The 20,786-nt window shown below is 72.8% G+C and carries 24 protein-coding genes; 20 read left to right on the top strand and 4 right to left on the bottom strand.

Going from position 1 to position 20,786, the window contains the following annotated elements; translation table 11 throughout:
* Window positions 1-6 precede the first annotated feature (6 nt).
* The 16 genes from RB146_08260 to RB146_08185 all read left to right on the top strand — a co-directional run bounded on the left by RB146_08260 (window position 7) and on the right by RB146_08185 (window position 14,864).
* Entirely contained in the window at window positions 7-624 is a 618-nt protein-coding gene (locus RB146_08260; protein ID MDQ7828975.1) for a hypothetical protein, read from the top strand.
* Window positions 614-2,443 carry a penicillin-binding protein 2 gene (gene mrdA, locus RB146_08255; GenBank protein ID MDQ7828974.1) on the top strand — a complete coding sequence of 610 codons (1,830 nt, stop codon included), beginning with the start codon at window positions 614-616 and terminating at the stop codon, window positions 2,441-2,443. The genes RB146_08260 and mrdA overlap by 11 nt, the downstream gene beginning before the upstream one ends.
* Entirely contained in the window at window positions 2,440-3,618 is a 1,179-nt protein-coding gene (gene rodA, locus RB146_08250; GenBank protein ID MDQ7828973.1) for a rod shape-determining protein RodA, read from the top strand. Before mrdA ends, rodA begins: the two co-directional genes overlap by 4 nt.
* A gap of 15 nt (window positions 3,619-3,633) precedes the next feature.
* Complete coding sequence (locus tag RB146_08245; GenBank protein MDQ7828972.1) at window positions 3,634-5,313, top strand: Rne/Rng family ribonuclease; 1,680 nt, start codon at window positions 3,634-3,636, stop codon at window positions 5,311-5,313.
* A gap of 3 nt (window positions 5,314-5,316) precedes the next feature.
* A complete protein-coding gene (locus RB146_08240; GenBank protein ID MDQ7828971.1) occupies window positions 5,317-6,264 on the top strand; it encodes a DMT family transporter in 948 nt (315 codons plus the stop codon).
* 63 nt (window positions 6,265-6,327) lie between these two features.
* Window positions 6,328-6,642, top strand: coding sequence for a 50S ribosomal protein L21 (gene rplU, locus RB146_08235; GenBank protein MDQ7828970.1), 315 nt, complete (start codon window positions 6,328-6,330; stop codon window positions 6,640-6,642).
* A gap of 101 nt (window positions 6,643-6,743) precedes the next feature.
* Window positions 6,744-7,001, top strand: coding sequence for a 50S ribosomal protein L27 (rpmA, locus tag RB146_08230; protein MDQ7828969.1), 258 nt, complete (start codon window positions 6,744-6,746; stop codon window positions 6,999-7,001).
* 104 nt (window positions 7,002-7,105) lie between these two features.
* Complete coding sequence (obgE, locus tag RB146_08225; protein MDQ7828968.1) at window positions 7,106-8,218, top strand: GTPase ObgE; 1,113 nt, start codon at window positions 7,106-7,108, stop codon at window positions 8,216-8,218.
* Window positions 8,215-8,874, top strand: coding sequence for a nicotinate-nucleotide adenylyltransferase (gene nadD, locus RB146_08220; GenBank protein MDQ7828967.1), 660 nt, complete (start codon window positions 8,215-8,217; stop codon window positions 8,872-8,874). Before obgE ends, nadD begins: the two co-directional genes overlap by 4 nt.
* Complete coding sequence (rsfS, locus tag RB146_08215; protein ID MDQ7828966.1) at window positions 8,871-9,239, top strand: ribosome silencing factor; 369 nt, start codon at window positions 8,871-8,873, stop codon at window positions 9,237-9,239. The genes nadD and rsfS overlap by 4 nt, the downstream gene beginning before the upstream one ends.
* Before the next feature lie 10 nt (window positions 9,240-9,249).
* A complete protein-coding gene (locus RB146_08210; GenBank protein ID MDQ7828965.1) occupies window positions 9,250-9,687 on the top strand; it encodes a PaaI family thioesterase in 438 nt (145 codons plus the stop codon).
* 20 nt (window positions 9,688-9,707) lie between these two features.
* Complete coding sequence (gene smpB / locus RB146_08205; GenBank protein MDQ7828964.1) at window positions 9,708-10,172, top strand: SsrA-binding protein SmpB; 465 nt, start codon at window positions 9,708-9,710, stop codon at window positions 10,170-10,172.
* 20 nt (window positions 10,173-10,192) lie between these two features.
* The gene (locus RB146_08200; protein ID MDQ7828963.1) at window positions 10,193-11,107 is read left to right on the top strand and encodes an ABC transporter permease; all 915 of its coding nucleotides are present in this window, start codon (window positions 10,193-10,195) and stop codon (window positions 11,105-11,107) included.
* Window positions 11,108-11,151: 44 nt separating this feature from the next.
* Window positions 11,152-11,982: an ABC transporter permease gene (locus RB146_08195; GenBank protein MDQ7828962.1), complete on the top strand. Its 831-nt coding sequence runs from the start codon at window positions 11,152-11,154 to the stop codon at window positions 11,980-11,982.
* Between the two features lie 60 nt (window positions 11,983-12,042).
* Window positions 12,043-13,620, top strand: coding sequence for an ABC transporter substrate-binding protein (locus tag RB146_08190; protein ID MDQ7828961.1), 1,578 nt, complete (start codon window positions 12,043-12,045; stop codon window positions 13,618-13,620).
* A complete protein-coding gene (locus RB146_08185; GenBank protein ID MDQ7828960.1) occupies window positions 13,620-14,864 on the top strand; it encodes a M20/M25/M40 family metallo-hydrolase in 1,245 nt (414 codons plus the stop codon). The genes RB146_08190 and RB146_08185 overlap by 1 nt, the downstream gene beginning before the upstream one ends.
* A gap of 28 nt (window positions 14,865-14,892) precedes the next feature.
* Here RB146_08185 and RB146_08180 read toward each other — a convergent pair whose 3' ends face one another.
* Window positions 14,893-15,213: a DUF421 domain-containing protein gene (locus RB146_08180; GenBank protein MDQ7828959.1), complete on the bottom strand. Its 321-nt coding sequence runs from the start codon at window positions 15,211-15,213 to the stop codon at window positions 14,893-14,895.
* Window positions 15,214-15,430: 217 nt separating this feature from the next.
* Here RB146_08180 and RB146_08175 point away from each other — a divergent pair, with 217 nt between their 5' ends.
* Genes RB146_08175 through RB146_08160 form a run of 4 tightly spaced genes read left to right on the top strand, consistent with a single transcriptional unit; the run spans window position 15,431 to window position 18,854 of the window.
* On the top strand, window positions 15,431-16,516 hold the full coding sequence (locus tag RB146_08175) for a substrate-binding domain-containing protein (GenBank protein ID MDQ7828958.1): 1,086 nt from the start codon (window positions 15,431-15,433) through the stop codon (window positions 16,514-16,516).
* Entirely contained in the window at window positions 16,513-17,316 is an 804-nt protein-coding gene (gene modA / locus RB146_08170; protein MDQ7828957.1) for a molybdate ABC transporter substrate-binding protein, read from the top strand. The genes RB146_08175 and modA overlap by 4 nt, the downstream gene beginning before the upstream one ends.
* Window positions 17,317-17,973 carry a molybdate ABC transporter permease subunit gene (modB, locus tag RB146_08165; protein MDQ7828956.1) on the top strand — a complete coding sequence of 219 codons (657 nt, stop codon included), beginning with the start codon at window positions 17,317-17,319 and terminating at the stop codon, window positions 17,971-17,973. It abuts the gene before it with no gap.
* 2 nt (window positions 17,974-17,975) lie between these two features.
* Window positions 17,976-18,854 (top strand): sulfite exporter TauE/SafE family protein, encoded by an 879-nt coding sequence (locus RB146_08160; protein MDQ7828955.1) that lies wholly within the window; start codon window positions 17,976-17,978, stop codon window positions 18,852-18,854.
* Window positions 18,855-18,857: 3 nt separating this feature from the next.
* On the opposite strand, the gene RB146_08155 is transcribed toward RB146_08160, so the two are convergent.
* The 3 genes from RB146_08155 to RB146_08145 all read right to left on the bottom strand — a co-directional run.
* Window positions 18,858-19,862, bottom strand: a complete 1,005-nt coding sequence (locus RB146_08155; GenBank protein ID MDQ7828954.1) for a BMP family protein — start codon at window positions 19,860-19,862, stop codon at window positions 18,858-18,860.
* 26 nt (window positions 19,863-19,888) lie between these two features.
* Entirely contained in the window at window positions 19,889-20,224 is a 336-nt protein-coding gene (locus RB146_08150; protein ID MDQ7828953.1) for a hypothetical protein, read from the bottom strand.
* The coding region (locus RB146_08145) for a hypothetical protein (GenBank protein MDQ7828952.1) at window positions 20,217-20,786 on the bottom strand (570 nt) is incomplete at its 5' end. The genes RB146_08145 and RB146_08150, both read right to left, overlap by 8 nt.

Raw genomic sequence — 20,786 nt, 5'->3', positions numbered from 1 at the left:
CCGCCCGTGGCCGCGGCGGTTGCCGTCCTCGTGGTGGCCACGGTCCTGGTGCACGCCGTCTGGCTGGTCCGGCTCCCGGTGGCGGGACAGGTAGCCGACCCGGCGCTCCCCCTGGTCCTGGCTGTGGCCTTCCGCCGCCCGGCGTGGGGGCCGGTCGTGGGGGCGGCCACGGGCTTCCTGCAGGACCTCCTCTTCGGCGGGAGCCTGGGGCTGTTCACGCTGGCGAAGCTGCTGGTGGCGCAGGGGGCGGCGCTGCTGGCGCGCGGCGTGGTCATCGACCAGCCGCTCCTCCCCTGGGTGGTGACCGCCGCGGCCACGGTCGTCCACCAGGTGACGGTGGTGCTGGTCCTGCGGGTCGGGGGCCTCCTGCCGCTCGGCCCCACGCTGGGAGGGCCGCTCCTGGTCCAGGTCGGCCTCAACCTGGCCGCGGCCGTCCCGGCCTTCGCACTGGTCTACCGCATCCTCCGACCGCCGCTGCCCCCGATGCGCCGGCGGCTGGTCGCCCAGACGACGTCGGGTGCCTGGGGCCGGGACCCCAGGGCGGCTGGCCGTGTGGAGGACCGGCGTCCCACCGACCCCGGGGGCGCCGTCCGCCGGGCTGGAGGTCGTGTCGATGGCCGTTAGGCGGCCGCCGGAGGTGGACGAGGATGCGGGGCTGCGCCTGGTGGCCTTGGGCGTGGTGACGGTCCTCCTCTTCGTCGTGCTCCTGGGGCGGCTGTGGCAGCTGCAGATCATCCACGGCCAGGAGTACCTCCAGCAGTCCGAGGAGAACCGCCTGCGCGACCTGCGCATCCCCGCGCCCCGCGGCGTGCTCTACGACCGGCGCGGCCGCGCGCTGGTGAGCAACCGCGCCGCCTTCACCATCTCGGTCCTCTCCATGGAGCTGCGCGATCCCGACCGCGTCCTGCCGCGTCTGGCGCAGATCCTGGGGATGTCGGAGGCGGAGATCCGCGAGCGCCTCCGCCAGGGGCGCAGCCGGCCCTTCGAGCCCGTGCGCCTGCGCCGCGACGCGCCGCCGGCCGTCGTGGCCATGGTGGAGGAGAACCGCCTCGACCTGCCGGGGGTGATCGTCGAGGTCGAGCCGGTGCGCCACTACCTCGGCGGCGGGCTGGCCGCGCACGCCATCGGCTACCTGGGCGAGATCAGCCAGGCCGAGCTGGCGCAGCCGGCCTGGCGCGGCTACCGCATGGGCGACCTGATCGGCAAGGCGGGCGTGGAGCGCGTCTACGACCGCATCCTGCGCGGGCGGGACGGGCGCCTGCGAGTCGAGGTGGACTCGCGCGGCCGGGCGCTCAGGGTGCTGCGCCGCGAGCCCTGGATCCCCGGGCGGTCGATGGTGCTGACCATCGACCGGGACGTCCAGGAGGCCGCCGAGGCGGGCCTGGCCCAGGAGGGCAAGCCCGGCGCGGTGGTGGCGCTGGACGTGGCCACCGGCGAGGTGCTGGCGCTGGCCAGCTTTCCCGCCTTCGACCCCAACCTCTTCGCCGCCGGGATCTCGGCGCGGGACTGGCAGCGGATCAGCCGCGACCCCGCGCACCCGCTGCTGAACCGGGCCGTGGACACCGCCTACGAGCCCGGCTCGGTCTTCAAGGTGGTGACGGCGGCGGCGGCGCTGGCCCGCGGCACCGCCACGCGGGCGACGCGCATCCGCTGCCCGGGCGCCTTCCGCCTGGGCGGGTGGGTCTGGCGCGACCTGCGCGCCCACGGCACCGTGGACTTCACCACCGGGGTGGCCCTCTCGTGCAACGTCTTCTTCTACACGCTGGGCCACCGCACCGGCGGAGAGGCGATGAGCCAGATGGCCCGGGCGCTGGGCCTGGGGGAACGGACGGAGATCGACCTCCCCTCCGAGACGGCGGGGCTCATCCCCGACGACGCCTGGAAGCGCCGCCACGTGGGCGAGCCCTGGTTCCCCGGCGACAGCGTGAACATGAGCATCGGCCAGGGGTGGGTGAACGTCACGGCGGTCCAGGTGGCGCGCATGATGGCGGCCATCGCCAACGGCGGCACGCTGGTGCGGCCCCACCTGGCGCGCGAGGTCCTGGGGAGCGACGGCACGGCCGTCCAGCGCTTCCGCCCGGCACCGGCGGGCCGCGTGGAGATGGCCCCGGAGGCCCTGGCCACCCTGCGCGACAGCCTCCGGGCCGTGGTGGAGCGGGGGACGGGGCGGCGGGTGCGTCTGCCGAGCGTGAGCGCCGCCGGCAAGACCGGGAGCGCCGAGAACCCGCGCGGCAAGCCCCACGCCTGGTTTGCCGTCTACGCGCCGGCCGACCGGCCCACAGTCGCCGTGGCCGTGGTGATCGAGCACGGCTTCCGGGGCGGCCTGGCCGCGGCCCCCATCGCCCGGCGCGTCCTGGCGGCGGCGCTGCGCATCCCGCTCCCCGACGAGGAAGCCGCGCCCGCTCCCCGCCTCCCCGCAGGCGCGCGAGGGGGCCGGCCATGACGCCGGGCGGGCCGCGCGCGGGGGCCGAGGGGCGCGGGGCGCCCCGGGCCGTGAGCACCCTGGCGCTCGCCCCGCCGGTGCGCGACGGTCCCCGGTGGCGGGACCTCGACCTGGTCCTGGTGGCCACGACCGCCGCGCTCATCGCCTTCGGTTTCGTCGTCCTGGCCAGCGCCACGGCGGGGGCCGGAGACCCCCGCACCTACCTGCGGGCCCGGGCCCTCCACCTGGGCCTGGGCGTCGTGGCCCTGGCGCTGACCGCCCGGGTCGGCTACCACCGCCTGTGCGCGCTGTGGCGGTGGCTCTACCTCCTCACCCTGGCCCTGCTGGTGGCGGTGATGGTGGTGGGCGACGTGCGCCTGGGCGCCCAGCGCTGGATCAACCTGGGCCCGCTCGGCGCCTTCCAGCCCTCGGAGCTGGCCAAGGTGACGCTCATCCTCACGCTCGCCCGCCACCTGGACGGCCGCAGACCGCCGGAGACCCTCTGGGGCGTCGCCCCCTACCTGCTCCACGTGGGCATCCTCGTGCTGTTGATCGTCCAGCAGCCCGACATGGGCACCGGGATGGTGCTGGTGGCCATCGCCGCCGGCATGCTCTTCCTGGCGGGCGTACGGCTGCGCGTGCTGGCCGGGCTGGCCGGGTTGGGGCTCATGGGGTTCCCCTTCCTGTGGAGCTTCCTCCACGACTACCAGCGCCGGCGCCTGCTGGTCTTCCTCAACCCGGACATCGACCCGCTGGGCGCCGGCTACGCCCTCAACCAGGCCAAGATCGCCGTGGGCTCGGGGCAGCTGTGGGGCAAGGGGCTCTTCGCCGGGACCCAGAACCTGCTGCGCTTCATCCCGGAGCAGCACACGGACTTCATCTTCACGGTCGTGGGAGAGGAGCTGGGCTTCGTCGGCGCGGCCGTGCTGCTGGCGCTCTTCCTGGTGTGGCTGTGGCGCGCCCTGGCCATCGCCGCCGCCGCCCCGGACCGCCTGGGGCGCCTCGTGGCCGGCGGCGTGGCGGTGATGGTGCTCTTCCACGTCGTCGTGAACGTGGGGATGACGGTGGGGTTGATGCCCATCACCGGGATCCCCCTGCCCTTCCTGAGCTACGGGGGGAGCGCCCTGCTCAGCCTGTGCACCGCCACCGGGCTGCTGCTCAACATCGGCATGGGCCGCCGCCGCCTCCTGCGGTAACCTTTCGGATGGACCATGGCCAAGGAGATCCTCGCCAGCGTCGAGCCGTCCGAGACCCGGGTCGCCGTCCTGGAGGACGGGACCCTGGTCAACCTCTTCATCGAGCGGGGGGAGCCGCTCGCCGGCAACATCTACAAGGGGCGGGTGGCCAACGTGCTCCCCGGCATGGAGGCCGCCTTCGTCGACATCGGCCTGGAGCGCAACGCCTTCCTCCACGTCACCGACCTGCGCAGCACGCCGCTCGCCGGGGAGGAGCTGGAGGAAGGGTTCGGGCGCGGGGCCATCGCCGAGCGCCTGCGCGTAGGCCAGGAGCTCCTGGTGCAGGTCACCAAGGAGCCGATGGGGTCCAAGGGAGCACGGGTGACCACCTACGTGGCGTTGCCGGCGCGCTACCTGGTGTTGATGCCCACGGTGAACTACGTGGGGGTCAGCCGCAAGATCAGCCAGGAGGGCGAGCGCAAGCGGCTGCGCCAGCTGGCCGAGCAGGTGAAGCCCGAGGGGATGGGCCTGATCGTCCGCACCGCCGCCGAGGGGGCCGGCGAGCAGGAGCTGCGCGACGATGTCGCCTTCCTCCTCGCCGTCTGGCGGCGCGTGACCGAGCGGGCGCAGGCGAGCAAGGCCCCGGCGCTAGTCTACCAGGACCTGCGCCTGATCCGTCGCGTCGTCCGCGACCTCTTCACCGAGGAGGTCAGCCGCTTCCTCATCGACTCCCCCGAGGAGTACCAGCGCGTCCAGGACCTCCTCGCCTCCATCGCCCCGGGGCTGCGCGGGCGGGTGGCGCTGTACCGGGGCGAGGAGCCGCTCTTCGAGGCCATGGGCGTGGAGAAGGAGATCGACCGGGCGCTGCGGCGGAAGGTCTGGCTGCGCAGCGGGGGCTACATCGTCATCGACCGCACCGAGGCGCTCACCGTCATCGACGTGAACACGGGCAAGTACGTGGGCAAGACCGACCTGGCCACGACCATCCTCAACACCAACCTGGAGGCGGTGGGGGAGATCGTGCGCCAGATCGTCCTGCGGGACATCGGCGGGATCATCCTGGTGGACTTCATCGACATGGAGGACCCCCAGCACCGCGAGCGCGTCTTCCGCGCCCTCACCGAGGCGGTGCAGGTGGACCGGGCCAAGACCCACATCATCGACCTCACCGCCCTCGGGCTCGTCGAGATCACGCGCAAGCGCGTCTACCAGGACCTGGAGGAGATCATGCGCATGCCCTGCCCCTACTGCGAGGGGCGGGGGCGCGTGTTCAGCCCCGAGACGATGAGCCGCCGCGTGCGCCGGGAGGTGTGCCGGCTGGCCCGCACCGGCCGGGCCGGCGCCTACCTGGTCGAGGTCCACCCGCAGGTGGAGGCGCTCCTCTTCAAAGAGGGGGACGCCTGGCTGCGCCAGCTGGAGCGCAGCAGCGGCAAGCGGCTGGTGGTGCGCGGGCGGGAGGGGATCCACCTGGAGCGGGTGACGGTGGTCGAGGCCGCCGACGTGGAGGAGCTGGAGCTCGGCCGCGAACCGGCGGCGGCCGGGGGGCGGTCGCGGGCCATCGTCTGGCTCGACCGGGAGGCCGGGGAGGCGGTCGACATCGGGGAGGACGACGAGACCTACGAGGTGGCCCTCACCCTGGCTGCGCAGCCGAACCGCCGCCGCGACGGGCTCGTGGGCCGCCTGGCCCGCCTGCTGGGCCGGCGCCGGGCTCCGTAGGAGGTGGGAGACCGCCACCGGGACCTGCTGGCGGGGATCGTCTGCGTCAACCTCGCCACGCTCACCTGGGCCGGCAACCACATCCTGGGGCGGTGGCTGCGCGGCAGTGCCGGGCCGTTCACCATCTCCGCCATCCGCTTCGCCGTCGCCGGGGCAGTCTTCGCCCTGCTCCTGGCGCAGCGCCCCGCCGCCGACCGGCGCCTTGGCCCGGACGCCCGCCGCCTGTTGCTCATGGCCCTCGTGGGCGTCGTGCTCTTCTCCCCGACGCTCTACGCGGGGCTGCGCCTCACCACCGCCGTGAACGCCGCGCTCATCAACGGGTTGGGCCCCGTCATCACCGTGGTGCTGGCTGCCGCCGTCCTGGGCGAGCGCCTCACCGTGGCGCGGGTAGGCGGGGCGGTGGTGGGGCTGGCGGGCGTGGCGGCGATCGTCCTGGGTGGCCGGGGGGCCACTGGAGGAGGGAGCCTCGCGGGGGACCTCATCGTGCTGGCGGCCGTCCTGTGCTGGTCGGTCTACTCCCTCCTCGGCCGCGCCACGCTGCGCTCCCGCTCTCCGCTGGCGGCCACCGCCCTCCCCGTCCTGCTGGCCCTGCCGGTCCTGGCGGCGGGTGCCTGGTGGGAGGCCGGGCGCATCCCGCTGCGGCTCACCCCGCCGGCCGCCATGGCGCTCCTCGGGATCGGGCTCCTCCCTTCGCTCGTCGGCTTCCTGGCCTGGAACGCCGGCGTGCAGCGACTGGGGTCGGGCGGGGCCATGGTCTTCCTCAACACGCTGCCGCTGTACGGGGGCGCTCGTCCTGCGCGAACCCCTCGGCCTGCACCACCTCCTCGGGGGGCTCTTGATCGTGGTCGGGAGCCTCTGGTCGGTCCGCTCGCCGTCGTGAGTACCCGCCCGGACTCCGGACGATGTGCGGCGGTTCCGCCGTTTGACGGCGCGGGGAATGGCTGGATATAGTGAAGTGTTCGCGCCATCTGGCGGGCGAAACCGCCGGAAACCGGATGTCCCGGGAGGTTGACCGTGTACGCAGTCATCGAGACCGGTGGGCGGCAGGTGCGGGTCGAGCCGGGCCAGACCGTGCGCCTGGCGCGCCTGGCGGCGGCGCCGGGCACGGAGGTGACCCTGGACCGCGTCCTGCTGGTCTCGGACGACGGCGAGGTGCGCGTCGGGACCCCCGTGGTGGAGGGCGCCCGGGTGGTGGCACGGGTGCTGCGGCAGGGGCGTGCGCGCAAGATCCGGGTCTTCAAGTTCAAGGCGAAGGCGCACTACCGCCGCCGCCAAGGACACCGGCAGCCCTTCACGGAGGTTCGCATCGAGCGCATCGAGACCCCGTGATCGGCCGGCGCCGCGCCCGGCGCCCTGCCGGCGGGTGCGGGGCTGTGCACGATTGGACCGGAGCGAAACCGGCAGCACACGTCTGACCGAGGAGGACGAAGATGGCACACAAGAAAGCCGGCGGGTCGTCGCGGAACGGGCGGGACAGCCAGAGCAAGCGCCTGGGCGTCAAGGCCTTCGCCGGGCAGCGCGTGAGCGCCGGCGCGGTCCTCGTGCGCCAGCGGGGCACGCGCGTCTGGCCGGGCCGCAACGTCGGCATGGGCCGGGACTTCACCCTTTTCGCCCTCATCGACGGGGTGGTGGCCTTCGAGCGGCGCGGGCGGGACGGCAAGCAGGTCTCCATCGACCCGCTGCACTAGCCCCCGGGGCGGGCCAGCGCGACTGGCAGGTAGAGCCCGGGTCTGTGGACTCGGGCTCATTTGCTGAGTGCCCGCGGGAGCGGGCGGCGGAGCATCGAGCCTCCATGTTCATCGACCGGGCGCGGATCTTCGTCAAGGCCGGGGACGGCGGCAACGGCGCGGTGGCGTTCCGCCGGGAGAAGTTCGTCCCCAAAGGCGGGCCGAGCGGCGGTGACGGGGGCCGCGGGGGGGACGTGGTGGTGGTGGCCGACCCCGGCGTCCACACCCTCCTCGACGTCCAGTACCGGCCGCACGTCCGGGCGCAGCGCGGCGGGCACGGGGAGGGAGGGGAGCGCCACGGCCGCGACGGCGCCGACGCGGTGGTGCGCGTCCCGCTGGGGACGGTGGTGCGCGACGCGGCGACGGGGCAGGTGCTGGCCGACCTGACCACGCCCGGGCAGCGCGTCGTCGTGGCCCGCGGGGGACGGGGCGGGCGGGGCAATGCCCGCTTCGCCACCCCCACCGAGCGGGCACCGCGCCACGCCGAGCGCGGGGCCCCCGGTGAGGAGCGCTGGATCGACCTAGAGCTGCGCCTCATCGCCGACGTCGGCCTGGTCGGGGTGCCCAACGCCGGCAAGTCCACCCTGCTGGCCCGGGTCTCCGCCGCCCGCCCCAAGGTGGCGGACTATCCCTTCACCACCACGACGCCGCACCTGGGGGTGGTGCGGGTGCCCGACGGGCGCTCCTTTGTGATGGCGGACATCCCGGGGCTCATCGAGGGCGCGCACCTGGGCAGCGGGCTCGGGATCGACTTCCTGCGCCACATCGCCCGCACCCGGGTGCTCGTCCACCTCCTCGACCTGGCCGCCCCGCGCGACCCGCTGGCGGACTTCCGGATGGTGAACGAGGAGCTGCGCCTCTACGACCCGGCCCTGCTGCGCCGGCCGATGCTGGTGGCGCTGAACAAGATCGACATCCCTGAGGCCCGCGCCCGCGCAGCCCCCCTGGCGGACGTGCTGCGGGCCGAGGGGTACGCGGTGTACGCGATCGCCGGGGCCACCGGCGAAGGGGTGGACGCCCTGCTGCAGGCCGCCGCCGACGCCCTCGACCGGGCGCAGGCGGCCAGCCCCTCGGGGGCGGGGGTGGGGGCGGAGCGGGCCGCAGAAGCCCCCGCACCGCCCGCGGACGCCGCGCAGAGGACCCCTTCGCCCGCGGGGCGAACAGCGGAGGAGGCGTGATGGGGCAGCGACGTGTCGGCATCATGGGCGGGACGTTCGACCCGATCCACAACGGGCACCTCGTCACCGCCGAGGAAGCGCGGGTCCAGTTCGGGCTCGCCGAGGTCATCTTCGTCCCCAACCGTCACCCGCCGCACAAGGAGCCGCGCGAGGTCACCGCGCCCGAGCACCGCTACCTGATGACCTTCCTGGCCACGGTGACCAACCCAGCCTTCACCGTCTCCCGGGTGGAGATCGACCGCGAGGGGCCCTCCTACACCATCGACACCATCGAGGAGTTCCGCCGGCGCCTCCCCGGTGACCGCCTCTACTACATCACGGGAGCCGACGCCATCCTGCAGGTCCTCCGCGGGGAGTGGGAGGACGCGGAGCGGCTGCTGGGGCTGTGCGACTTCATCGCCGCCACCCGTCCCGGGGTGACGCTGGAGGGGGAACTGCCGCGAGCGCGCCTGGCGCGGGAGCGCAGCCTCGACAACATCCACGTCATGGAGATCCCCGCCCTGGCGATCTCCTCCACCGACATCCGCCGGCGGGTGGCCGAGGGGCGGCCGATCAAGTACCTGGTCCCGGAGCCGGTGGAGAACTACATCGTCAAGCACGGGCTCTACCGGCGGGAGCCGGCGACCACGCGGCCGGGACGGCTCTCCGGCGGATGACGGCGGCGAGCCGCGCCCGGGCCGCTACCGCGGCGGAGGCGGCGGAGGCGAAGGGGGCAGCGGACCTGGTGGTGCTCGACCTGCGCGGACAGACGCTCGTGACCGACTACTTCGTCATCGGCACGGCCACGAGCCGCGTGCACCTGCGGGCCCTGCGCGAGGGCATCGAGGAGGCCATGGCCGCCGCCCGCGTCCCCCTGCTGGGACGGGAAGGGGACGAGGCCTCCCAGTGGGTCCTCCTCGACTACGGCGACGTGATCGTCCACCTCTTCACCGACCAGACCCGCAACTACTACAAACTCGAGCGCATGTGGTCGCGGGCGACGGTGGTCGACGTGCGCGGCGAGGGCTCGCGACCGGCCTGACCCTGCGGCGATGGGCGAGCGGGCGGAACCGCAGCGCGTGGAGGCCCGGCAGTGCTTCATCTGCGGGCCGGACAACCCCATCGGCCTGCGCCTGCGCTTCCACGAGGACGGGGCGGGCATCGCCGCGGACTTCGTCCCCTCCGAGGCCTTTGTCGGCTACAACGGGCTCGTCCACGGCGGGGTGGTGGCCGCCGTGATGGACGACGCCATGGCCAACGTCTGGGCCCACCGGGGGCAGCCCGCCGTGACGGTGCACCTGTCGGTGAAGTTCCGCCGGCCGGTGCGGCCCGGCCAGCGCCTGCGCGTCTTCGCCGTGGCGCTGAGCGCCCGGCGCGGGGCCAGCCAGCGGGTGCGGGCGGTGGTGTCGCACGGTGACCAGGTGGTGGCCGAGGGCGAGGGGATCGTGCTGGTGGGTGAGCGGGCCCGCCTGGGGGCGAACGCGCCGTGACGCCCCGCGCGGGGGGCGCCATCCCCAACGTCGAGCGCATGGTGGCCGTGAACCGCCGCGCCCACCACGACTACCATATTGAGGAGACCCTGGAGGGGGGCCTCGTCCTCACCGGCACCGAGGTGAAGGCGCTGCGCGCCGGCCGGGCCAGCCTGCAGGAGGCCTTCGCGAAGGTGGAGGGCGGCGAGGTGTGGATCCACCGCATGCACATCCCGCCCTACGAAGCCGGGAACATCTTCAACCACGACCCGCTGCGCCCGCGCAAGGTGCTGCTGCACCGGCGGGAGATCGAGCGCCTGCGCGCACGGGTGGAGCAGCGCGGCTACACGCTGATCCCGTTGCGGTTGTACTTCACCCGCGGTCTGGCCAAGGTGGAGCTGGGCGTGGCACGGGGGAAGCGCGCCTACGACAAGCGCGAGGCCATCGCCGCCCGCGAGGCCGCCCGGCAGATCGCCAGGGCCCTCAAAGCGCGCCGCCGGCGCTAACGCCGCTCTGCCTGGCACCCGTGTGGACTTTCCTCCTCATCCGCTCCGCACGCGCGGCTGCTGTTCTGCTCGGCCTGTCGATTGTCGTCTTCATGAGTGTGCGGCTCATCCCGGGAGACCCGGCCCTCGTCTTTGCGGGAGACTACGCCAGTCCGGCCGTAGTCGCGCAGGTGCGGGAGCGCTTCGGGCTCGACCGTCCCTGGGTGGTGCAGTACGTCGTGTTCGTGCGCCGTGCCCTGGCGGGCGACCTGGGCGCCTCTGTCCGGACCGGCCAGCCGGTCATAGCCGAGATCGCTCCCCGCTACGCCCGGACGATCGTGCTCGCAGCCGCCGCCACCCTCATCAGCTTACTGGTGGGCCTGCCGCTAGGGGTCCTGGCGGCTGTGCGCCGGGGTGGATGGGTCGACCGGGCGTCGATTGCCCTGGCTCTGCTGGGCGTCTCGGCGCCCACATTCGTCGTGGCTGTCCTCCTGCAGTACGTGCTGGCGGTGCGGCTGGGCTGGCTCCCTGTGACGGGCGGAGGGAGCCTGCGACACCTCGTCCTGCCGGCCGTCAGCCTGGGGGTCTTCCCGATCGCGGCGATCGCCCGCCTCGTCCGTGCCGGGCTCCTTGAGGTGCTGGGTGAGGACTACATCCGTACCGCGCGCGCTAAGGGGCTCCCTGAGGCGGTGGTGTTGGTCCGCCATGCCCTGCGACCCGCCCTCATCCCTACTGCCACGGTCGTCGCGGTGCAATTCGGGACGATGCTTGGGGCAGCGGTCTTCGCGGAAGCGGTCTTTGCCTGGCCCGGACTGGGGCGCTACCTGGTGCAGGCGGTGAGTGCCCGGGACTACCCCGTGGTCCAGGCGGCGGTGCTCGCCCTGGGGGCGACCTACATCCTGGCGAACCTGGCGGTTGACCTCCTCTACCGATGGCTGGATCCCCGGATCGCATGACGAAATCATCGGGTCGCCTCAGGCGACCCGGCCTGTGGCGCGCGTTGGCCCGTGACCGGGGCGGACTCGTCGGCCTGCTGCTCTGTACCGCTATCGTTGTCGTAGCGGTCGTCGGGCCCTGGGTGGTGCGGAGTGACCCGCTCCGGGTGAACCTCGAACGCGCCTTCGCGTCTCCGGGTACCTTCGGCTTGTTCGGTGCCGACCACCTGGGCCGTGACCTGGCTGCCCGCTTGGTCTGGGGCGCACGGACATCGCTGCTAAGTGGAGCGGGCGCGCTGGCGATCGGGCTCGCCGTGGGCGTTCCCACAGGGCTGGTGGCCGGCTACCGGCGGGGGACAGTGGACGAGGTTGTCATGGCGCTTCTGGAGGTGCTCATGGCTTTTCCCGGCATCCTACTGGCCATCCTGGCCGTGGCAGTGCTGGGGGCGAGCCGCACGACGGTCGTCGTCGCCGTCGGCCTAGTGTCAGCCCCGCTCCTGGCGCGTGTCGTGCGCGGGACGACGCTGGCTCTGCGTGAGGCGGAGTACGTCCTGGCGGCGCGCGCCCTCGGCGTCGGAGAACGGCGAATCCTCTGGCGCCACATCCTGCCGGGTTGCCTCTCGCCGTTGATCGTCCTCTCCGTCTTGCGCCTGGGCACGGCGATCGTGACCGTTGCCGGTCTTGGCTTCCTGGGGCTGGGAGGCGATCCGGCGGTTCCCGAGTGGGGGGCGATGTTGAGCGAGGGGTTGGGTTATCTCCGCCGCGCCCCCCACCTCGCCTTGCTACCCGGCGTGGCCATCCTGCTCACCGTGCTCAGCGTCAACCTCTTCGGCGATGCCCTCAACGACGCGCTCAATCCCCGGCTCCGCCTGCGCGCAGGCCCACCGCCGTGGTAGCCTGAGTGGTGTGTTGTGCCGGACGGCTGGACGCTCGACAACAGGCGACAGGAGGGACGGATGACTCGACGGTCCTGGCTGCTCCTCGCGGTCTTGCTCCTGGCTCCGCTCACGCCCGCCCGGTCGGCTCCGTCTGCGGGGACGCTGACGTGGGCGCTGCACGTTCCCATCGACCGGCTGGACCCGCCAGCCTCCTTTTCGCTCGCCACCGGGATGGTCGTGGGGCGGAACCTCTTCGACCGCCTCGTCGAGCACGACGAGCGGTTGAACATCGTCCCCGGATTGGCCACCTCTTGGTCGACATCACGGGACGGCCGGACCTGGACCTTCCGCCTGCGCCGCGGTGTCCGGTTCCACGACGGCACACCGTTCACCGCCGATGCAGTCGTCTTCAACGTCCAGCGGGCGTTGGACCCGCAGCTGCGCCTGCCGGCCGGGGCCTTTGCATGGGCGGGGGTACGCGCGGCCCGCAAGGTGGACGACTTCACGGTCGAGCTCGTCACCGACGAACCGCTCGCCCCGCTCCTCAACAACATCGCCGACAGCGGGCTCGGGGCGATCGTCAGCCCCCGCGCCGTGCAGGCGGCCCGGGATCCCCGGGAATTCGTGCCGGTCGGCACCGGCCCGTTCAAGTTCGTCCGCTGGACCCCGGATGGGGAGATCGTCATGGAAGCCAACCGGGACTACTGGGGCGGGCCACCGCGCCTGGAGCGGGTTGTGGTGCGCATCTCTCCCGTCCCAGCCACCCGCGTGAGCCAGCTCGAGGCGGGAGAAGCCGACCTGATCACGCAGGTGCCGCTCGCGGAGGTGGGACGGCTGCGGGGAGTTCGTGGGATCGAAGTCGGCATTCGTCCATCGACCTCCTGGACCTACATCGCCCTCAACAACCTCAAGCCGCCCTTCACCGACGTGCGCGTCCGCCGGGCCTTCAACTACGCCGTGAACAAGCGGTTGATCGTGGACCGGATCCTCTTCGGGGTGGGAGAGGTGGCGGACTCGCCCATCGGGTCGGCCTACCGGGACCACCACAGCGCCCGGGTCTACGAGTACGAGCCGGCCACGGCTCGCCGCCTCTTCGAGGAGGCGGGGTGGCGGCCGGGGCCCGACGGGTTCCGCCAGAAGGACGGGGCGCGCCTGGCGGCGACCCTGTGGGTGCCCGTCGGTCGGTTTGCCGAGGGGACGGCGATAGCGCAGGCCGTGGCGTCGTTCCTGCGCGGGGTGGGCGCCGACGTGCGGGTGGAAGAGATCGAGTTCGCCACCTATCTTGCCGAGGCGCGGCGGGGACCGGGGGAGAGCCGCATCGAGATGGTCATGGCCGGGTGGGGGACCGCCGACCCCGACACCGGGATGCGGCTGGTGCTGCACTCCAGCCAGTGGCCGCCGGCGGGGAACAACCTGGCGTTCTACCGGAACCTCGAGCTGGACGCGCTCCTCGAGCGGGCCCGGACGACGCTGGATCCCCAGGCCCGCCGGGCGCTGTACCAGCGCGCCCAGACTCTGGTGATGAACGACGCGCCCTGGCTCTTCCTCCACGAACGCCGTGAGGCCGTGGCCTGGCGCTCGGCCGTCCGGGGGGTGCGCTTCATCCCCAGTTCCGCCGGGCTGATTGACATCCGCCAGGTTTCGGTCGCGCGGTGATGGGCGCGCTGGACGCCGATCCCCTCGTTGCGGCGGTCGACCCGGCGCGGGTGATCCAGCTCACTCGGGACATGGTGCGCATCCCGAGCTTCTGCCGGGAGGAGCGGGCAGTGGCGGATTGGGCGGCCGACACCATGGCCGCGATGGGGTTCGACGAGGTCCGCCAGCGCGAGGTGGAACCGGGACGGCCCAATGTCTACGGGGTGATCCACGGGACTGAGCCCGACGTCCCCAGCCTCCTCTTCAACGGGCACCTGGACCACAACATGGTCGCGGATGGGTGGACGCGGGACCCGTTCGGGGCGGACCTCGACGACGGCTGGATCTATGGGATCGGTGTGGCCAACATGAAGGCGGGCAACATGGCCATGCTGGCCGCTGTGGAGGCGGTCCGCCGCGCCCGCGTCCGTCCCCGGGGGACCCTGCGGGTGGCCTTGGTGGTGGGCGAGCTCCAGGGCGGGCTGGGGACGCGGGCGGCCATCGCCGACGGCATCCGGGCCGACCGCTTCGTGATCGCCGAGCCCACCGAGCTGGGGCTGCTGACGATGCATGCCGGGGTAGTGCAGGTGCGCATCGTCGTCCACGGGGAGATGCGACACTTCACCACCCTGCGCGGCCGCAAGGTCCACGCCATCGAGAAAGCGGTGGCGGTCCTGCAGGCGCTCGGCCCCAGCTACGAGCCCATCCCGCCCGGCGGGTGGCTCACCTTCACGCTGAAACCCGAGTACGCGGGACTCCCCCAGCTCAACGTGGGCGTCATCCGTGGGGGGATCACGCCGCAGGTGCTCACCTGGCGTCCCTCCCTCGTCCCCGACTACTGTGAGCTGATCGTTGACATCCGTATCGTGCCCGGGCAGACCCCGGAGACGGTGCAGGCCGACCTGGAACGCCTGCTCGAGCGCCTGCAGGCTGCGGACCCAGACCTGCGGGCGGAGGTCGCTCCTGTCCCCGACCACGGGTACTTCCCGCCTTTCGAAGTCCCTGTGGACAGTCCCATCGTCCAGGATCTGGCCCACGCTCACGAGGAGGTGTTCGGCACTCCGCCCCGCATCGGGGCACTCGTTCCGCAGAAGTACGCGGGGGCCGACTCTGCGCACCTGCGTGAGGCGGGGATGGTGGGCCTGCTCTACGGGCCCGGCGGGAAGTACCTGAGTGTCCCCGACGAGCGGGTGGAGGCGGACCACGTCGTGAAGGCCAGCCAGGTCTTCGCCCGGCTCATCAGCCGGACGTGGGGGCTGGCCTGACCCGCCTGACCCGTTCCCCGGTTGGGCGTCAGACCGTGTGGCGCCGGGGGATGATGGAGATCTCCCCGTTGCGCTCCAGGATGGCGAACTTGATCTCCTCCAGCCGCTCCAGCCCGTGACGGGAGCGCGCCGCCTGGAGCACGTCCTGCACGTCCACGCGCTCGCGCTCCATGCGGTCCTGGAGGGGCCGGCCGTGCTCGACGATGACGAGCGGAATCCCCTCCAGCAGCTTGTCCACCCGCGGCGAGTGCTGCTTCCACAGCGACAGGCCGATGTCCGCGCTCAGCAGGGTGAGGATCACCAGGTAGGCGTGGGTGGCGGAGGCGTCCTGCCCCAGCAACGCCTGCAAGGGTCGGAGTCAGGTGAGGCGTTACGTCCCGCACGTCGAAGGCGGAGAGGTACAGTCACTTTTCCCAGGAGGCGCGGGCCGCTGGTGTCGATCGACCCGTCGGACCGGCCCGCCGGGGGGAGGGAGTCGATCCTGCGCGACCTGCTGTCGTAAATCCTTGACATAGCTCTGTATCCTTGCCTACCCTGTCGCCGTGGGGCGTCGGGTGCCCGCAGAGGTGGAAAGCCGCGTGCGGGCGGCGCGGGAGGCGCGCGGGCTCTCCCAGGCGGAGCTGGCGCGTCGTGCGGGCCTTTCCCGGCAGGCCCTGTCGGCCATCGAAGCCGGCCGCTACCTCCCCAACACCGCGGTGGCCTTGCGGCTGGCGCAGGGCCTGGGCTGCGCCGTGGAGGACCTGTTCGCTTTCCCCACCTCCCCCACGGTCAGGGCCCGGCTGGCCGAGGACAGCCCCGCTGTCCGGGTCAGGCTGGGCCGGGTGCGGGAGAGGCTGGTGGCCTGGCCTCTGTGGGGTCCGGTGGCGCCGCTGCCGGCCGACGGCACCGTGGCGCATCGTCGGGGACGGGCGGCCACCGTGGCCCTGCTCCCCGGGCGGGTGACCCCGGAGCACACCCTGTTCCTGGCCGGCTGCGACCCGGCCCTGCGGATCGCAGGGACCCTGGCGGAGGCCGCCGGCCGGGTCCGGGTTCACTGGATCCCCACGGGCAGCGCCCGGGCCCTGGAGGCGCTCAGGGACGGGCTCGTGCACGTGGCGGGGACCCACCTGCATCCGCCCGAGGACCCGGAAGGCACCCGGACCATCCGCGCGGCCCTGGGTCGGACGCCGGCCGTGGTGGTGTCCGTGGCCCGGTGGGTGGAGGGCATGATGCTCAGGCCGGGCGTGCGGGTGCGCCGGCCCGAGGACCTGCTCGCTAGGGGGGTGCGCGTGGTGAACCGGGAGCGGGGTTCGGGCAGCCGGCTGGTGTTCGACCGCTGGCTTGCCGGCGCGGGCGTACCCGTCGACCGCGTGGACGGCTACCGCCGCGAGGTGTCGAGCCACCTGGTGGTGGCGGAGGCGGTGGGCGGAGGGCTCGCGGATGCCGGCCCCGGGGTGCTGCCGGTGGCGCGGCTATACGGTCTGGACTTTCTGCCGCTCGCGGAGCAGCGCTACGACCTGGTGGTCCCCCAGGACCTCGTGGACGCCGAGCCCGTCCGGGTCTTGATGGACGTGGTGGCGGGCCGTCGGTTCCGTCAGGAGCTGGCGGCCATCGGGGGCTACGACGCGGCGTGCGCCGGGGCCGTACGGAAGCTGGAGGGCTCCGCGGGGTGAGGCGGGGCCTGGGTTTCCTCCTGGGGTTGGTCCTGGCGCCGGGGCTGGTCCTGGCGGCGGTCAGCCGGCCTCCTGCGACCGCCCAGCCCGCACAGGGGCTGCTGGTGGCTGCTGCCGCAGACCTCCGGTACGCCTTCGAGGAGCTGGCCGGCGTCTGGCGCGGCCGCAGGGCGATCCCCGTGACGTTCTCCTTCGGGTCGTCGGGCCAGCTCGCCCAGCAGGTAGAGCACGGGGCGCCCTTCGACGTCTTCTTCTCCGCCAACGAGGCGTTCGTCCGACGGCTCGCCGAGCAGGGGCACATCCTGCGGGACACGGTCCAGCTGTACGCGATGGGACGCATCGTCCTGTGGGTGCGGCGCGCCAGCGACCTCGACGTGGACCGGGGGATGCACCTCCTCCTGGATCCCCGGGTGCGGTACGTCGCCATCGCCAACCCCGAGCACGCGCCCTACGGGGAGGCCGCCCGTCAGGCGCTCGTGCGGTCCGGCCTGTACGACCAGGTACGGCCGAAGCTGGTCTACGGGGAGAACATCGGCCTCACCCTGCAACTGGTGCAGTCCGGGAACGCGGACGTGGGGGTGGTGGCCCTGTCGCTGGCGCTGGCCCCCCCGGTCTCCCGCGAGGGCCGGTTCTGGTTGGTCCCGCAGGGGCTGCACGACCCCATCCGACAGGCCGCAGGCGTGGCGGCCCGGTCCGCTCGCCGGCCGCAGGCCCGTGCGTTCCTCGCCTTCGTGAACGGACCGGAGGGGCGGCCGGTGATGCGGCGGTACGGCTTCATGCTGCCGGGAGAGGGGCCGTAGCTGGACCCCGCACCTCTGTGGATCTCCCTCAAGGTGGCGTCCCTGGCCACGCTGGTGGCGGGCGTGGCCGGGGTGGGGCTGGCGTACGTGATCGCCACGGCGAGGTTTCCGGGTCGTGGGCTGGTGGAAGCACTGACGTCGCTGCCGCTCACGCTGCCACCCACGGTCCTGGGATACTACCTCCTGGTGTTGCTGGGCCGGCGCAGCCCCCTCGGGATGTGGGTGGAGGCTACGGTCGGGGTGCCGCTCGTGTTCACCTGGCAGGGCGCGGTGGTGGCCGCCGCGGTCCCCTCGCTGCCCCTGGTGGTGCGCACCGTGCGCGCGGCATTCACAGAGGTGTCCCCCGATGTTCTGGAGGCCGCGCGGATGGACGGAGCGGGCTGGCTGCACCAGTTCGTCTACGTCCTGCTGCCTCTGGCCCGCAGGGGAATCCTGGCGGGCGTGTCGTTGGGCTTCGCGCGGGCCCTGGGTGATTTTGGCACCACGCTGATGGTGGCCGGCAATATCCCGGGCCGCACCCAAACCCTGCCCATCGCCCTGTACGACGCGGTTCAGGCGGGCCGAGGGGATGCCGCAGGAGCTCTCGCGCTGCTCCTGGGCGCGGTGGCGGTGGCGGTACTGGTGACGGTGGGCCGGCTCGGTGAGCGGATGGTCTGAACTTGCAGGCTCCGCCCTCGCACACCCCACCTCCCGGGCCCACGCGACGGTCACACCGGCGCGGGCTGGCCTTCGGGGTCGGACTCTCCGTAGGTGTTCTGGGAGGACTTCTCGGACTGGGGGGTGCGGAGTTCCGTCTGCCAGCCCTGGTTGTCCTGTTCGGCTACGGGCTGCGGCAGGCCATCCCGCTCAATCTGGCCACGAGCCTCATCACGCTCGCCGTCTCCCTGGCGGCGCGCAGCCGAACCCTCTCGCTGGTTCCGGTGATCCCCTACGCGGCCGCTGTCGGGGCGCTCTTGGTCGGGTCCCTCGCAGGCGCCCTGACCGGCCCGCGGATCGCGCAACGCCTCAGCAACGAGCGGTTGCGGAGGCTGGTGGTGGCGTTGCTGGTGCTCATGGGAGGGCTGCTGGTGGCGGAGTCGTTCGTCCCGGGGGTGCTGCCCGCGCTTTTGCCGCAGGAAGCGGTCGTGTGGGTGTGCGCCGGAGTGGGGCTGGGGCTCGGCATCGGGTTGGTGAGCAGCCTCCTGGGGGTGGCCGGTGGAGAGCTCCTCATCCCCACCCTGGTGTTCGGGTACGGAGTTGACGTGAAGAGTGCAGGAACCGCCAGCGTCCTGATCGCCCTGCCTTCGGTAGCGGCGGGCGTTGCCCGGTGGGCTCGGGTGGGGGGACTGTCGGATCGGGCGGCCGTCCGGGGCACCGTGGTCCCCATGGGCCTCGGGTCCGTGCTGGGCGCCTTCGCCGGCAGCGCGCTCGCCCGCGTGGTCCCCGCGGAGCTGGTCAAACTCCTGTTGGGCCTGTTACTCGTGACCTCGGCCCTGCGCGCGTTCCGCCGCGCACACGGCGAGTCGGTGCGTGTCCAGGGCAAGGCGCCGGCGGGCTAGCTGCTAGCGCCGGGGCTCGACGATGCGGTCGGCGATCTCCTCGATCCGCTCCTCCCGGCGCACCACGGCCTGGAAGACCTGCATCACCCGCCGGGCCACCTCGGGCGGGACGTTGCGCGGCGGCAGGAGGCTCATCCCCGCCCCCGGGCGCATCTCGTAGTACCCGCCGGTCTTCCCGCGGAGGATCTGTCGGGTGATGTCCACGTAGGGCTTGGCGAAGTTGAACAGCAGCGAGGTCGTGAAGTGCTGGGGCGCGAAGCTGCGCTTGTCGGTGTAGAAGGTCGTCAGCAGCACGGGACGGCGGGCGGCCCGGGCCGCCTCGATGATGCCCACCGTGCCCAGGTTCACGCTGACGATGATGAAGTCCGCCCCCGCGGCGATCTGCGACTCCGCGGCCTGGCGGGCCTTGACCGGATCGTTCTGGTCGCCGACGAAGACGTAGAGCACCTCGGCCCGCGGGTTGTACTTCTGGAAGGCCTGGAAGATGGCGTTGAGCGAGCCGATGAAGTCGGGTAGCCGGATCCCGGCGATGTAGCCGACCTTGTTGGTGGCGGTGGCCTGGGCGGCCAGCACGCCGAGCACGTAGAAGCCCTCGTAGAACTTGCGGCCGATGTTCCAGACGTTGGGCGGCAGCCCGGGGACCTGGCCCGCCGATTCGGCGATGAAGACGGCGTCCGGGAACTGGGTGGCCAGCTTCTGGACGATGGTCAGGTACTGCCCGCCGTGGAAGGCCACGATCCGGTAGCCGGCCGCCAGGTACTCGCGGGCCACCCGCTCGGCGTCGGCCACGGCCACCTGCTCGGAGTGGGCGGTCTGCACGCCCGTCGTGGTCTCCACCTCTTTGAGGGCCTGGTAGCCGACGGCGTTGAAGTCCGCGTCGTGGATCGTCCCCGGCAGGATCATGGCCAGGCGCGGACGGGTGGGCGCACCGGCCACCGGCACGCCCGCCGGCAGGGCCACCGGCAGCGTCGCGATGAGCACGAGCAGCACCCAGGCTCGGTGTCGCATCCTCAGCCTCCCTTCGTGTCCCACGGTCAGGGCATCGGCGACGCGTCGCACGGCCGCACGGTAAGCGCCACGCCCCGACGGGCCAGCTCGTCGAGGACGGCGTCGAGGCTCTGGTCCCCCTCGCTCCGCACGGCGATCACCGCGTGACGGTTCCGCACCATCTCCTCGACGGTGTCGCAGATCGCCTGGACCCAGGTGGCCACGGACGGCCGGCCGTCCAGGAGGTCGAGCTGCGGGACGATGGTCAGCCCGTAGCCCGCCGCCACCCACCCGTCCACGGCCTTCCGACACCGCTGCAGCGTCGTGCTGCCGAGGAGGAGCGTCCGGCGCGACCGCCGGTCGAACGCCTCCGCGTCACGCATCGAGGGACCGCTTGACCTCCTCGATGGCGGCGGCGAGCGAGGTCGGGTACGGGCCGGTGGCGGGCACGCGGTAGGGCGGGTAGATCGCCGCCGGAGCCACGTCGGACATCTTCACCGGGATTCCCCGGGCCGCCAGCGCCTGCTCCAGCTCCTCGACGAAGACCCCCTTGCCGGGGACCGCCGGCGGGTCCAGCGACACCTCGAACGGCTTGCCGCCCCAGGCCGGATCCGACTGCGTCATGCGCAGCCCGCAGGTGGGGCTGAGCCCCATGCCCACGAAGTAGAGCCGCGCGCCCTGCCGGTGGTAGGCCTCGGCCAGGTCGCAGACCGCCTCGGCCAGGCGGCGGCAGTGCCGTCGGTAGCCCACGCTGTCGTAGAGCTCCCTGGTGAACCACCAGCGCCGGAGCCCCACGTACGTCGTCTCGGGGCAGGGGATCTGGACGACCTCGAACCCGCGGTCCATCAGGAAGTGGTAGAGGTCCTCGATGGGCCCGCGGTGGACGGCGATGCCGGGCGCCCGGACGTTCATGTTGAGGACGCTGTGCATCAGGAAGGCGACCTT

It is taken from the genome of Armatimonadota bacterium, from assembly GCA_031081585.1.
Lineage (GTDB): Bacteria > Sysuimicrobiota > Sysuimicrobiia > Sysuimicrobiales > Humicultoraceae > Geohabitans > Geohabitans tengchongensis.
Note: the sequence above shows the minus strand (reverse complement) of the source record. Positions and strands in the feature narration are given on the sequence as shown.

Coding starts and splice junctions, on each gene's coding strand:
- obgE (MDQ7828968.1), top strand. CDS start 7,106: ATGTTCATCGACCGGGCGCGGATCTTCGTCAAGGCCGGGGACGGCGGC.
- RB146_08210 (MDQ7828965.1), top strand. CDS start 9,250: ATGGGCGAGCGGGCGGAACCGCAGCGCGTGGAGGCCCGGCAGTGCTTC.
- RB146_08190 (MDQ7828961.1), top strand. CDS start 12,043: ATGACTCGACGGTCCTGGCTGCTCCTCGCGGTCTTGCTCCTGGCTCCG.
- rsfS (MDQ7828966.1), top strand. CDS start 8,871: ATGACGGCGGCGAGCCGCGCCCGGGCCGCTACCGCGGCGGAGGCGGCG.
- RB146_08155 (MDQ7828954.1), bottom strand. CDS start 19,862: ATGCGACACCGAGCCTGGGTGCTGCTCGTGCTCATCGCGACGCTGCCG.
- RB146_08150 (MDQ7828953.1), bottom strand. CDS start 20,224: ATGCGTGACGCGGAGGCGTTCGACCGGCGGTCGCGCCGGACGCTCCTC.
- rpmA (MDQ7828969.1), top strand. CDS start 6,744: ATGGCACACAAGAAAGCCGGCGGGTCGTCGCGGAACGGGCGGGACAGC.
- mrdA (MDQ7828974.1), top strand. CDS start 614: ATGGCCGTTAGGCGGCCGCCGGAGGTGGACGAGGATGCGGGGCTGCGC.
- RB146_08185 (MDQ7828960.1), top strand. CDS start 13,620: ATGGGCGCGCTGGACGCCGATCCCCTCGTTGCGGCGGTCGACCCGGCG.
- RB146_08245 (MDQ7828972.1), top strand. CDS start 3,634: ATGGCCAAGGAGATCCTCGCCAGCGTCGAGCCGTCCGAGACCCGGGTC.
- rodA (MDQ7828973.1), top strand. CDS start 2,440: ATGACGCCGGGCGGGCCGCGCGCGGGGGCCGAGGGGCGCGGGGCGCCC.